Annotated in this window: 13 protein-coding genes; all 13 read right to left on the reverse strand. The window is 38.3% G+C overall.

What is annotated here, in order from left to right; translation table 11 throughout:
- Positions 1-22 precede the first annotated feature (22 nt).
- On the reverse strand, positions 23-2,407 hold the full coding sequence (gene feoB, locus LMF89_RS07555) for a ferrous iron transport protein B (protein ID WP_229534506.1): 2,385 nt from the start codon (positions 2,405-2,407) through the stop codon (positions 23-25).
- A 70-nt stretch (positions 2,408-2,477) separates the two neighbouring features.
- Positions 2,478-2,690, reverse strand: coding sequence for a FeoA family protein (locus LMF89_RS07550; protein ID WP_007957641.1), 213 nt, complete (start codon positions 2,688-2,690; stop codon positions 2,478-2,480).
- Positions 2,691-2,710: 20 nt separating this feature from the next.
- A complete protein-coding gene (locus LMF89_RS07545; protein ID WP_007931796.1) occupies positions 2,711-2,941 on the reverse strand; it encodes a FeoA family protein in 231 nt (76 codons plus the stop codon).
- Positions 2,942-3,543: 602 nt separating this feature from the next.
- A complete protein-coding gene (locus LMF89_RS07540) occupies positions 3,544-4,767 on the reverse strand; it encodes a divergent polysaccharide deacetylase family protein (protein ID WP_229534507.1) in 1,224 nt (407 codons plus the stop codon).
- A 34-nt stretch (positions 4,768-4,801) separates the two neighbouring features.
- Positions 4,802-5,479 carry a response regulator gene (locus LMF89_RS07535; protein ID WP_007957645.1) on the reverse strand — a complete coding sequence of 226 codons (678 nt, stop codon included), beginning with the start codon at positions 5,477-5,479 and terminating at the stop codon, positions 4,802-4,804.
- A 356-nt stretch (positions 5,480-5,835) separates the two neighbouring features.
- Positions 5,836-7,092: an NAD(P)/FAD-dependent oxidoreductase gene (locus tag LMF89_RS07530; protein WP_229534508.1), complete on the reverse strand. Its 1,257-nt coding sequence runs from the start codon at positions 7,090-7,092 to the stop codon at positions 5,836-5,838.
- 182 nt (positions 7,093-7,274) lie between these two features.
- The gene (dcuS, locus tag LMF89_RS07525; RefSeq protein WP_007957650.1) at positions 7,275-8,879 is read right to left on the reverse strand and encodes a DcuS/MalK family sensor histidine kinase; all 1,605 of its coding nucleotides are present in this window, start codon (positions 8,877-8,879) and stop codon (positions 7,275-7,277) included.
- A gap of 166 nt (positions 8,880-9,045) precedes the next feature.
- On the reverse strand, positions 9,046-9,783 hold the full coding sequence (locus LMF89_RS07520; RefSeq protein ID WP_229534509.1) for a SagB/ThcOx family dehydrogenase: 738 nt from the start codon (positions 9,781-9,783) through the stop codon (positions 9,046-9,048).
- A 172-nt stretch (positions 9,784-9,955) separates the two neighbouring features.
- Positions 9,956-10,612, reverse strand: coding sequence for a bifunctional phosphoribosyl-AMP cyclohydrolase/phosphoribosyl-ATP diphosphatase HisIE (hisIE, locus tag LMF89_RS07515; protein WP_229534510.1), 657 nt, complete (start codon positions 10,610-10,612; stop codon positions 9,956-9,958).
- Positions 10,609-11,367 carry an imidazole glycerol phosphate synthase subunit HisF gene (hisF, locus tag LMF89_RS07510; RefSeq protein WP_229534511.1) on the reverse strand — a complete coding sequence of 253 codons (759 nt, stop codon included), beginning with the start codon at positions 11,365-11,367 and terminating at the stop codon, positions 10,609-10,611. The genes hisIE and hisF overlap by 4 nt, the downstream gene beginning before the upstream one ends.
- A gap of 4 nt (positions 11,368-11,371) precedes the next feature.
- Entirely contained in the window at positions 11,372-12,100 is a 729-nt protein-coding gene (hisA, locus tag LMF89_RS07505) for a 1-(5-phosphoribosyl)-5-[(5-phosphoribosylamino)methylideneamino]imidazole-4-carboxamide isomerase (protein WP_229534512.1), read from the reverse strand.
- Complete coding sequence (gene hisH, locus LMF89_RS07500) at positions 12,097-12,705, reverse strand: imidazole glycerol phosphate synthase subunit HisH (protein ID WP_229534513.1); 609 nt, start codon at positions 12,703-12,705, stop codon at positions 12,097-12,099. Before hisH ends, hisA begins: the two co-directional genes overlap by 4 nt.
- 11 nt (positions 12,706-12,716) lie before the next feature.
- Positions 12,717-13,304, reverse strand: coding sequence for an imidazoleglycerol-phosphate dehydratase HisB (hisB, locus tag LMF89_RS07495; RefSeq protein WP_304622597.1), 588 nt, complete (start codon positions 13,302-13,304; stop codon positions 12,717-12,719).
- Positions 13,305-13,336 lie beyond the last annotated feature (32 nt).

Genomic DNA, 13,336 nt, shown 5'->3' on the forward strand with positions numbered 1-13,336 from the left:
CAAACCAATACTAATTGTTAAACTAACTACCAAAGCCTAATAATTTACCACCTTGGTATACGATAAATGTCACAACCCAAGCCAAAGCTGTCCCATAAAGCAAGCTAAATGCTGGCCATTTCCATGAATTGGTTTCTCTCTTCATTACTGCAAGAGCAGCTAAACATGGAGAGTAGATTAGTACAAATACCATTAGACTGTAAGCGACTAGCGGATTTAAATTAGGATCTTGTGCTAGTGCATGTTTTAGAGATTTAGAATTTTCATCTGTCTCTCCCAAGCTATAAATTGTTCCCATCGTACTTAGCACTACTTCCTTAGCTGTGACACCGGCAACAAGACTAACACCAACTCGCCAGTCAAAGCCAAGAGGCTGTATGACAGGTTCAACAAATTTACCCAATTGCCCCGAATAACTTTTTTCAAGCTTTTCACCCGTTTGTTCATTTTCCAAATGAGTCTTTTCTTCTTCCAAAGAAGCAGTAAGCTCAACATATTTTGCAGCACTGGCATATAGTTCTGGGTTATCGGTTTCAATTTGCTGCATTTTTTCTGTTTTTGCAGTTTCAAACTCAGCATACTCTGCACTATCTTCTCCTAATTCTGCTGTAGCTTCGTCAAATTCCGTATTAACATCCTGAATTTCACCAACTAAAGCTGTAAGTTGTTCATTTTGTTCAATATCTTCAATATTTAGTGGTGCTAATACATCTTCGCTAACTTGTCGAGTATATGTTTCTTCAGCTTGTACTGTTAAAGCATCATAGTCTTTACTATATTCTACCTCACTAGGATAATTAGTCAAGAACCACATTAATATAGAAGCTGCTAAAATTATCGTTCCTGCTTTTTTCAAATACAAAGAACTACGTTCCCACATATGAAGGATTATACTTTTAAGCGTAGGTACACGGTATGGAGGTAATTCCATAACGAAAGGTTCACTTTCGCCTTTGAATAAGGTTTTACGATAAATACTCGCCATAATCATCAACAGTACAATTCCTAAAATGTAAATTGAAAATAATACATTACCAGCAACACTCGGATCAAAAAAAGCAGCTATTAAAACGGTATATACCGGTAACTTTGCACTGCAGCTCATAAGAGGGGAAACCAATATGGTAATCATTCGATCTCTAGGATTCTCTAACATCCTAGAACCCATAATTGCTGGTACACTACAACCAAATCCTAGCAATAAAGGGATAAAGGACTTACCATGTAAACCGAACTTGCGCATCATTCTATCCATAATGAAAGCTGCTCTAGCCATATATCCCGTATCTTCCAATATGGAAATCGCTAAAAACAGTAGTATAATGCCTGGTATGAAAGTAAGAACTCCGCCTACACCTCCGATGATACCATCAACAACCAAGGATTTTAAAGGACCATCTGACATAACACTTCCTATAAATTCGCCAAGCTTGCCAAATGCGTCTTCAATCCACCCGGAAGGAATATCACCAATGGTAAATACTAAATTAAAAACAACCCACATCAAACCAAAAAAGATTGGCAATCCAAACAATCGGTTTGTTAGAACTTTGTCGATTTTATCTGAAGTTGTTATCGCATGTGCATCTCTGACATCTGCAATCTGTAGGTATACCTTTCCTACAAATTGATAACGTTGACCAGCAACAAACAATTCAACATCTTCACCTATTTTATGACTTAATTCAATCCTGATTTTATCACATTCATTGATAACAGAATCAGAGCTCGATAACTTAGCAAGAGATTTTTCTATATTCACATCATTTTCTAACAGTTTTAAAGCTAACCAACGTACAGGAAATTTGATTTCATTATGTAAGGCTACCAATAAAGGTTCTAACTTTTTAATCGCCTCTTCAACATCACTTCCATAGTCAAGCTTAAAACCATTACTTTGTTTGTTGTCACTGGCTTCTGCAGCAGCCAGCAGCATTGCATCGGTTCCTTCATTACGTACACCTATCGTACGTACAACGGGAGCACCGTTCAAACACTGGGAAAGTTTAGAATCATTAATTTTTACACCTAAATCTTCAGCTACATCCACCATGTTTAATGCTAATAATAAAGGATGCTCCAGTTCTAAAAGTTGTATGGTTAAATACAAATTTCTTTCCAAATTTGATGCATCCAGAATATCAATTACCACATCGGGCTTATCATTTACAATAAAATTACGCGTTACAACTTCTTCTTGTGAATATGCAGTTAAGCTATAAGTTCCTGGTAAATCTATAATTGCAAATTCTTTATCGCCTAAGTTTTTATAGCCTTCTTTTTTCTCAACCGTAACGCCAGGATAATTACCTACATGCTGGCGTCCTCCAGTCACATTATTAAAAATCGTCGTTTTACCTGAATTTGGATTGCCAACTAACGCAGCTGTTATTTTTTTTCTTGTCATCCTCATGCCCCTTTCAATCAAACACTAAACTATTAGGAATTAATTCTCATTATCACCTATAAGATATATATTAGCTCACGTGAATTTGATGAGCTAAACATTTTTCTAACATTACCCTAGCACTACCTACTTTCAGCAGCAGGGTTCCATTCATCGAATTCAATATTTCTATGGGACATCCGGGGAAAAGCCCCATGTTCACCATGCGCATACGTATGTCACAAGAACAGGAAAATTTTCTAATTATACATTTTTGACCTACTCTAGCAAATACCAATGGCATGTTGAAATCTCTCCCTTTACTTAAGCCGTTTCCATTTCTATCATTTCAGCTTCTTTCTTTCGTAAAGAAAGATTAAAGCCTTTTACTTTGACTTCCATAGGATCTCCCAAAGGTGCATATTTCTGCACTTCGATTACAGCACCTGCTACAACACCCATATCAATAATACGTCTTTTAATCATACTATTGCCTGTTACTTTTTTTACAGTCCCCTTTTCTCCTGGCAAAAACTCACTCAGAACCTTGCTCATATTGTTCTCTCCCTTTCATGAAATGATACCAATTATCATTATCGTGCTTGCATATATATTACCTGAAATCAGGTATAACTGTCAAGCATTCATATTGTATTTGTGCCAATAATTTTATGAAAATTGTGGCTAATATTAGCTTCTTCCGATTTTATAAGAAAACCGCCTACCAGCGAGAATCCTCTTTGATAAGCGTTTTTATTTAACTCTGTCACAACCCAGAAATATCTCTAAAAAAATAAAGAGAGAAGGTTTTTAACCTTCTCTCAAAAAGCAACCATCCTTACATTCTATTTCACTTAAAGACAAACCTCAACATCAACCTTTCAGGACGAACTACTCATTTATTAACCTTACCATATAGAAATCAACTCTTACAAATCTTATCTTACATACTTAGAAATTTTAAAACAAAAAACACTCTACCTCAAACCGACTAACTAACTGCTAAGACTGGGAATTTGGATTCCAATACTCTTTGCATTACCTAAGTCACTTGTAAGGATGGTGCTTGACTAAATAATAACATGGTCATTCTAAATTAGCAAGCTTTTTTCTTTTGGGTATTTATAACAGATCTTATAAAGTTCGTATGAATTTCCTCATTGCAAAAATTGAGAAACAAAAACCAAATGTATCCCTTGAGATTCAAATTCCGGTATCATTTCCTTCACTGCTATAGCAGTATTCATCCGGGCATGTCCGATAACGGTTACTGTACCATGTTTGATTGCCATCTCTTGAGCCGTTCGTAATTTGGCTTTAACAGCACCTACCTCGTCTGTATTGTCAAGAAATAATTCATTTTCTCCTGTCTTTATTCCCATTTGCCTCGCGATCTCAGCTGCTATTGATTGACTATTGGTACGACTATCAACAAAAAATAAATGATTTTCCTTCAAAACGGCAAGTACATCCTTCATCACCCGTCGATCTGCTGTAGCTCTCGATCCTTGGTGATTATTAACCCCAATGATTCCAGGTACCGATTGAATTGCTTGTTTCACCATGTTTTGGATTTCTTCATCACTCATATTGACGGCAACCATCAACTCTTCCGATTGTGCACTTTGTGATAATGGTTCCATCGGCAAATGCAAAATAACTTGGTTCCCCGAACTTAAGCCTATCGCTGCAGCCTCATTACTAAATGGACGATAGGGTATTACAGCAAAAGTAATCGGACGATTCAACGCAGCAAAAGCAGCAATTGATTCTTTATTATAGCCAAAGTCATCAATGATGATCGCTATTTTTCCTTTGATGCTTCCATCATATTTGGTGTCTATTTTATTTGCAGTCTTTGGACTAATTGGCTTCCCTTGGGTCAGATATACTCGATCACTGATGATCGTAACATCTTCTTTTGCTAATTGATCTTTTAAGCCAATATCAATTCGAACCACAGCTACTCCTTGGTAAGTATCCGGCTGAGAAGAAAAGACTTGACCATCCGCATTATGTACTGCGGATTTAAAAATCTCTTTTATCGATTCAGCTGATGCCTCTGCCGGGACTGTTATTAACAATTGCCTTGTATGCCAACGAATGGTTCCTTCAATATTTTTTCGTGGAACTTCTTTTGTGATCTCCTTCGTTTCTCCTACGGAGAATCCATTCTTCGCTAAAACCGAGTCAACAGCAATATGTATTTTTTTAGTCGCATCTGTAAAATCGATTACAGCTCCAGCACCAGTCTTTTCAAGATTGTGTTTGGGAGGAATCTGCTCATTGGAATCTTGGAAGAACTTTATATATAAAGTTGTCATCACTAACGCGATAACGATCACTAGCCAAATACTTCTTTTATAATTTACTTTTGCCATATATAGTCTCCCTTCTCAAATGCATCATTTTCAATTATCGGTTACGATTACAGCGATATCGATATACAGGTCTTCCTACAGCACCATAGCTAATTTCCACATGTAACAAATCCACGCTTTGAAAATACTTAAGATATTTTCGAATCGAAACAGGTGATAATCCTACATAATTCGCCATTTCCTCAGCCGTAAATTCATCTTTCTGTTCTAGGATATGTTCCCACACTCGCTTAATGGTATTACGATCTAATCCTTTAGGCAGCTCCCCTTCAATTTGAGAATGTCTTGCAAAGATCTGCTGATCTAAAAGATTTTGTGACAAATTAGAAGCCTCTCGTATTAACTGTAGACGTTTTTTAAAATTGATCAATGCCGTTTGCATCCGTTCAAATTCAAAAGGTTTAATTAAATAATCAACTGCCCCATTTCTAAGAGCCATTTGAATACTTTGATTATCTCGTGCGGCAGAGACTACAATAACATCCACACTATACTCTTGCTGACGAATAGCAGATAATAGCTCTAATCCATTCATATTCGGCATAAAAATATCTAATAACACCAAGTCAATATTCTTTGCCCGCAAAGTCGCTAAGGCTTCCTCACCATTTTTTACGATACCATAAAACAAAAAGCCTTCTACCCGTTCAACATAACGCCGATTCAATTCCGCAACCATAGGATCGTCTTCTACAATTAAAACTTTTATCATTCTGATTCCCCTTTACAACGCTCACTTTTACCTCAGTACATATATTTTCTCATGAATGCAACTATCATAACCACAAATTTTAAAAACATATAAAGTAAACCGAACCACAGAGGACACTGAGAAAAGATAGATAGGGTTAAAAATCTCTGTGCCCTTTGCGAACTCTGTGTTCAACGTTCCCCTAAACTCATAAAATTCTGATGCTACGAAAAAGGAATTTAGTCTCTATCGAAACAGAAAGACTTGTCCTATGCTTACCTCAATCCCTAAGCAAAAGTTCAAGTCTTATAACTTACAGTGTATTAATTATAATACACTCTATTCTATTTGTATACTTGCAATTTTCTGAATGCTTGTTATTGCCGAGTGATGATACGCACTACTCTTTCATAAACGAGATAATCCCACATCCATTTTACAAAGACAACTGCCCGATTACGGAAATCAATAAGACGCAAAATATGCACTAAAGACCATATAGACCAAGCAATAAAACCATGGGTTTTGAATGCACCCATATGCACCACAGCTGCATTACGACCAATCGTTGCCATATTTCCTACATCTTTGTACACGAACTTCTTAAGTTCTTTGCCACGAATTAAGTTTCGTATATTTTTTGCTGTAATATCAGCTTGTTGTATCGCCACAGGCGCTATCATGGGCAAGGGTCGTTCCCCTTGTACATAATGAGCTGCATCACCAATCACAAACACTTCAGGGCGATTCGGCAGCTGTAAGAAATCATTCACAATAGCTCGCCGCATACTGGCCTGTTCAACATCTAACGTATCCATCAAAGCACTGGCTTTTACTCCTGCTGCCCAAACGACAGTATGGGTTGGAATGACTTCGCCACCTTTTAGACTCATTTTTTCTCCATCATAATCGGTAACCTGAACACACATACGCACTTCTACATGCTTGCGGATTAGGGTTTCTACAGTAACCTCCCGCAGCTCTTCTGGCATAGTAGCTAACAATTTGTCAGAAGCTTCAACCAACATAATACGTACTTCTTTAAAGTTCAAATGATGATATTCTCGAATCATTACATGATAAATAAGTTCAGATAAAGCACCAGCTGATTCTACCCCTGTAGGACCGCCGCCTACAATCACAAAGGTCAGTAAGGCTCGACGCTTATCAGCATCTTTTTCATGAGCAGCCAATTCAAACATACGTAGTACATGATTACGAATAGTAACCGATTCATCTAAGGTTTTCATGCCAAAGCCATTGGTCTCCATAGATTTCATTCCAAAATAGTTTGTCATTCCACCTACTGCGACTATCAGATAATCATAAGCAATGTTGCCTGTATTCATGCTCACGACTTTATTATCAAAATCCACATCCGATACCTCCGCTAAGCGAAAGTCCACATTCTTTTGCTCTCTAAAGATGGCTCGGACAGGATAGGCTATGTCATCCACCGACAAGCCAGCCGTTGCCACTTGATATAATAAGGGTTGAAATAAATGATAGTTATACTTATCAATAAGGGTAATTTTAACATCTTGTTTTGCTAATGCCCTTGCTGTGCGAATTCCTCCGAAACCAGCACCAATAATTACAACATGCGGCTTCTTTACCACCGCTTCATTTTGCATATTTATACACCCCCACTATTTTAATTTGTATGCACTTATATATATAAACATTAATTTTTCTCAAAATCAATAATTGTATTGTAAAGTAATGAAAAAAATAATTGTACATTATAAATATTTAATAAATAATAACTAACTTAAATAAGTATCGTCTTCTATAACAACGACTTATTTTTTAGAATCTATTCGTTTTCCTTCTTTATTTCATAAGGAATATTTACCATGAATATTGTACCTTCCCCTGGTCTACTTTCAAAATCAATAGTCCCTCCAAGGCGTTCTAAACTGCACTGCACTAGATGAAGACCAAACCCTCGGTTCCCCTCCTTGCTGGATATACCTTTCTTAAATAAAGTACTGCTTACTTCTGGTAAAATTCCCTCACCTGTGTCACTTACGTGAATCGATAATATCCCTTTATCATAATACATATGCAGTTCTATCTCCTTATAAGGACTGTTGTTTACTGCGTCAAAAGCATTCTCTACTAAATTACCAATAATCGTTACCATTTCATGAATAACTTCATTATTCCAAGGCTTAGGAACATAGGTTTCTTCTGCTAAATGCATAATCACATTGTTTTCCCTTGATAAGCTTAACTTACTTAGAATAAACCCTGCAAGAAGAGGTTCCCTGATACGTTTGGTTACGAAACTAATTTCCTCTTCATGCTCAGAAGTAATTTTATTAATGTAATTTGCTAATTGCGAGTAACTTTTCAATTTGACTAAACCCAATATAACATGCAACTGATTCATAAATTCGTGGGCCCGCGCCCTAAGAGCATCTACATAATCCTGAACACCTGTAAGCTGCTCTGCAAGATCTTTCACTTCTGTCTTATCCCGAAAAGTAGATATAGCCCCCACCACTTTTCCATTTACAATCATAGGGAGGCAGTTTGCAATAACGGGCGAGCCATGGAAATCTTGTTCTTGATCTACTTGCGCCACACCAGATTCAATTACTTCTAGTAAATTCGTATTTGGTACATAGTTTGTAATGGATTTACCTACCGGACTATCATCTATGCCTGTCAAGCCTAATATGCGAATGGTTTCAGCGTTTACCAAGGTAATTACTCCTTGACTGTCGACAGCAAGAATTCCCTCATATACCGACTGCAGCATAGCATTTCGTTCCTCCAGTCGATTAGCAATCGCCTCTGGCTCAAGACCAAATAAAATATTTTTTACATTTTTTGATAGTAAATAAGCACCGATAATACCAATCATCATACCAATTATAATTGCCAAAAATAATGCCTTTTGCGTCTCTTTCTCCAGTATTTTAATATTATCCATTAAGACACCAACCACTACTACCCCTACCTGCTTTCCCTCTGGAGTAAAAACAGGTACAAATGCCCGTAATGCATCTCCTAACGTTCCCTTAGCCACTGAAACATATTCTTTGCCTGCTAACGCGTCCTCTTCATCCCCACCAACAAATTGTTGGCCAATCTTTTCAAAATTAGGATGTGATTTGCGAATCCCCTGCATATCTAAAATCACAATGTATTCAACCTCAGCTGCAACTCCACTCTCATTAGCATATGTCTGCATAGCATCTATATTTTTATCTTGTGCTAACCCTTCAATTACAAGAGGAGATTTCACAATAAGATGAGCCACACTCGCAGCTTTCCTGGCAGTCCCCTTTTGTGCATCAAATTCAATATTCTGGGATATTAATATATTGGTAATCAACAAGGCTGCAGCTACTACCGCAAATGTTAATAGCATAATCTTAGTTTGCAGCTTTAAGCTTCTATTAAATAACAAAAATACACCACCTTACTTTTCTCTACAAGTTATCTCTATTATAGAAATCTAACGTACAAAAAACAAGAACAACAAAGTGATTTTAAAAAATATCCAGCGAGAAAACATTGTTTCTCACTGGACATTTTTGCTACTTATTTATTTTGCCCCAAATAAGCTCTGCCGACTATCTTTTACCCAAAGCAGCTACATATATAATAAATTCTTCCTCACCATCAAGTCCTATTACAGCGTTTAGATGCTCATCATCAAAAGCAGCAACAGCACATGCTCCGCAGCCAACAACTTGTGCCGATAAATATAGATTCTGACAAACATGTCCTGCATCCAGATGCAAGTAACGATATCCTCTTTCCCCATAGCGCCATTTCATACGACTGGCTTGTGCCGCCCAAAGAAAGGTTACTGCACTCTTAGCAATAAATTTCTGCCCCAAACATGCCTTTGTTATTTCCGTGGAAATATGTTCTGCCAAATTTACTTCCATTAATTTATGCTCAAGGGCTAAAAAACGATATAAACCTGGTTTGATTCCTTCAACATTATGAATGAGTAAGTATGTCTCAAAGGCATGCCGCGCACCTGCTGATGGAACAGTTCGCAGAGTAGCCTGATTTCCTAATATTTGTTTAACGCCCTGAGTACACCATAATAAATAAGATAGTTCCAGTAAACTGATTGGCACATTCTGATAATCACGTACACTGGATCTAAGTTCAACCAGGGCCATAAAATCAATTGTAATTGGTGGAATTTCTTCTGGCATTGGCAAATCAATGATATTGTTTTTTTCATCATAAGCCGTTTCCAAAGATGGCTGAGCTACTATACTCTCAGGGTCTTTCTGTTCCATATTCTCATAGCGAGTTTGCACCATAAATTCATGTCCAATGGATTTTAGCATGATCACACCTCTAACTTTTATATGAATAGATTATTTTAAATACACTATCATTATTCTTTCACCACCTCTTTAAAAAATCCTCCCTACTTCCATTTTAGTAAAATAAATAAAACTGCCAACAGCCTCATTGAGGATTGACAGTCTTATTTTTCACAGGTAACTAACCGCTTTACTATTTCCTTCTTTTTTGCAGCTCTTCCAAAAGTTCACTGATACTTACATTATGATACGCTAAAAGCACTAAACAATGATACCAAAGATCTGCCATTTCATATAGTAATTCTTCTTTACTATTATTCTTAGAGGCGATAATTGTTTCGGCTGCCTCTTCCCCAACTTTTTTAAGTATTTTATCCTGACCTTTATCAAAGAGATAGGTGGTATAAGAACCAGCTTGAGGATTGCGCTTGCGGTCATTCACTACATGATACAGTTCTTGTAAGATAGTGGACACCGATTGTCCATAAACAGAAGGTATAGTTACCGCTGTTTCGCCTTCCACTTTCTGCTGGTCTAGTGTACGCCTGAAACAAGACAATGTTCCTTCATGACATGCAACCCCGACTTGCTCTACTTTGATCAAAAGAGTATCCCCATCGCAATCATAATATATCTGCTGCACCTTTTGCACATGTCCAGAAGTTTCGCCTTTTTGCCATAAACTTTGGCGACTACGACTGAAAAACCAGGTAACTCCTGTTTCTATAGTCTTTCGTAATGATTCCCTATTCATATAGGCTAGCATAAGAACAATTCCGGTTTGTTCCTGTTGGATAATTGCTGGAATTAAGCCATTATCATCAAATTTAATATCGTCTATATTGATCATAGCCGTACCTCCACACCTTTTGATTTTAGATATTGTTTTACCTGACCAACAGTAAATTGTCCAAAGTGAAAAACAGAAGCTGCTAATACGGCATCAGCCTTACCTTCAGTAAGCACATCATAAAAGTGCACCAGTTCCCCTGCGCCCCCGGATGCAATGACAGGTACGCCTACAGCTTCCGAAACAGCCCTGGTCAGTTTAATATCATAACCATCTTTCGTTCCATCTTTATCCATACTGGTCAAGAGAATTTCTCCTGCTCCCAGCGCTGTAGCCTGCTTCACCCAATCTAACACGTCCAGCCCCGTGGGAGTGCGTCCTCCGTTAATATACACTTCCCACTCTTCTTCACCTCTTTGTCTGGCATCAACAGCCAAAACAATACACTGACGACCAAAGCGCTTTGCTCCTTCGGCAATTAACTCCGGGCTTTTGATGGCTGCTGTATTGAGGGATACCTTATCTGCACCGGCTTTTAACATTTTGCGAATGTCTTCAACTGTTCGAATTCCGCCTCCTACAGTAAAAGGAATAAATACCTGAGATGCAGTTTGCTCTACCATCTGTACCATGGTATCTCTCTGTTCACAAGAAGCTGTAATATCTAAAAATATTAACTCATCTGCAAGTTCTTTATCGTAGATAGATGCCAATTCCACCGGGTTACCAGCATCTCTAAGTCCTACAAAATTAGTACCCTTAACGACTCTCCCATCCTTCACATCCAGACAGGGAATAATCCTTTTTGTATACATGATTTCACTCTCCCCGCAACAGACATAAGGCATCAGCAAGGTTCAGACTACCTGTATAAATGGCCTTGCCGACAATCACGCCTTCAATACCATCACTCGTTGCCTTTTTTATAGCCTCAATATCAGATAAATCACGAACTCCTCCTGAAGCAATGACTGGAATCCCAGAGGCTTTAGCCACGGCTGCCGTAGCAGAAATATTCACCCCTGACAAGGTACCATCACGAGAAATATCCGTATAAATAATTCGTGCTACACCAACCCCGGCCATTTTCTCAGCCAATTCTTCCGCCCCAATACCACCTGCAATTCCCCAACCATCTACAGCAACGACACCGTCGCGAGCGTCAATTCCCACCACGATACGATCACCATATTTCTCACATGCTGCTGCGACTAATTCTGGTTGCTTAACAGCAACTGACCCTAAAATAACTCGCGCTACCCCAACTTCCAAAAATTGTGCAATCGTGTCTAAATTCCGTATACCACCACCTAATTGCACAGGAATCCTTACATTTTTTGTTATGTCAGCAATCACACTTAAATTTACAGGCTTACCTGCTAAGGCACCATCCAAATCAACCAAATGTAGATATTCAGCACCTTCATTTACCCAACGAATTGCCATATCCAAAGGATTATCAGCGAATATAGTTTCTTTGTCGAAACGTCCTTCTGTCAACCGAACACATTTTCCATTCCGAATATCAATTGCTGGAAAAAGAATCATGATTTCAACTCCTTAAAGTTAGCCAGCATCGCTAAACCAATACTACCTGATTTTTCAGGATGGAATTGCACAGCCTGTATATTTCCCCGACCAACAGCGGCCGTTAGAGCGCCGCCATAATCTGCCACTGCCGTAATCAAACTAGCATCTTCAGGCACAGCATGGAAACTGTGAACAAAATAGACATAGGATTCCTGAGGTATATTCTCAAACAAAGGACTCTTCGCAGCAAAAGATAGGCTATTCCACCCCATATGAGGAATTTTTAAAGCAGGAGCCTGTATTTTACGTACCATACCAGGAAAAAGTCCCAGCCCTTTCGTTTCCGGATCTTCTTCACTGCCTTCAAACAAAACTTGCAAGCCCAGACAAATGGAAAGAAAAGGTGTTCCTTTCGCAACTACCTCATGGATGGCATCAATCATGTGATAGGCTTTAAGATTCTCCATACAATCACCAAAGGCACCGACGCCTGGCAGTACTACTTTATCAGCTGCTGCGACGATCTTAGGCTCACTGGTAACTACAACCTCTGCCCCTAACTTAACAAAAGCCTTTTCCACACTATATAAATTACCCATGCCATAATCAATAATAGCAATCATAGTCACCCCTCCTATAGCATCCCTTTACTCGACATCACTCCAACAATTCTCTCATCGATAGATGCAGCTTCATCAAGAGCCCTGCCTAACGCCTTAAATATCGCTTCTACAATATGGTGAGAATTTTTACCGGATAATAGGCGCACATGTAAAGTTAACCCTGCATGTACAGATAAGGCCCGTAAAAATTCTTCTGTCAGTTCACTGTCAAAATCACCGATTCTTTCCGACGGTATCGCTACATCAAAAACGAGGAAGGGACGACCGCTAATATCTAAGGACACCATTGCTAAGGCTTCGTCCATTGGTACAAAAGCAGTACCATATCGTTTGATACCACTTTTATCACCTAATGCTTTTGCCAAAGCCTGACCTAAGACAATACCTGTATCTTCTACAGTATGATGTCCATCTACCTGCAAATCTCCTTGCGCAATGAGCTGCAAATCCATAAAGCCATGTTTGGTTAGCAGCAGTAACATATGGTCAAAAAAACCAATCCCTGTTGCTATTTCACTTTTACCAGTTCCATCAATATTTAATGTGGTTGAGATATTTGTTTCAGCGGTTTGCCGCTTCATTGTCGCAGTACGCATCATTTGGAACCTTCTTTCCTATTATTTATAAATAG

This window comes from Pelosinus baikalensis, assembly GCF_020819555.1.
Taxonomy (GTDB): domain Bacteria; phylum Bacillota; class Negativicutes; order DSM-13327; family DSM-13327; genus Pelosinus; species Pelosinus baikalensis.

Coding starts and splice junctions, on each gene's coding strand:
- feoB (WP_229534506.1), bottom strand. CDS start 2,407: ATGACAAGAAAAAAAATAACAGCTGCGTTAGTTGGCAATCCAAATTCA.
- hisF (WP_229534511.1), bottom strand. CDS start 11,367: ATGTATACAAAAAGGATTATTCCCTGTCTGGATGTGAAGGATGGGAGA.
- LMF89_RS07550 (WP_007957641.1), bottom strand. CDS start 2,690: ATGCCATTGGTATTTGCTAGAGTAGGTCAAAAATGTATAATTAGAAAA.
- LMF89_RS07545 (WP_007931796.1), bottom strand. CDS start 2,941: ATGAGCAAGGTTCTGAGTGAGTTTTTGCCAGGAGAAAAGGGGACTGTA.
- LMF89_RS07520 (WP_229534509.1), bottom strand. CDS start 9,783: ATGCTAAAATCCATTGGACATGAATTTATGGTGCAAACTCGCTATGAG.
- LMF89_RS07530 (WP_229534508.1), bottom strand. CDS start 7,092: ATGCAAAATGAAGCGGTGGTAAAGAAGCCGCATGTTGTAATTATTGGT.
- hisH (WP_229534513.1), bottom strand. CDS start 12,705: ATGATTGCTATTATTGATTATGGCATGGGTAATTTATATAGTGTGGAA.
- hisB (WP_304622597.1), bottom strand. CDS start 13,304: ATGATGCGTACTGCGACAATGAAGCGGCAAACCGCTGAAACAAATATC.
- hisIE (WP_229534510.1), bottom strand. CDS start 10,612: ATGATCAATATAGACGATATTAAATTTGATGATAATGGCTTAATTCCA.
- hisA (WP_229534512.1), bottom strand. CDS start 12,100: ATGATTCTTTTTCCAGCAATTGATATTCGGAATGGAAAATGTGTTCGG.
- LMF89_RS07540 (WP_229534507.1), bottom strand. CDS start 4,767: ATGGCAAAAGTAAATTATAAAAGAAGTATTTGGCTAGTGATCGTTATC.
- LMF89_RS07535 (WP_007957645.1), bottom strand. CDS start 5,479: ATGATAAAAGTTTTAATTGTAGAAGACGATCCTATGGTTGCGGAATTG.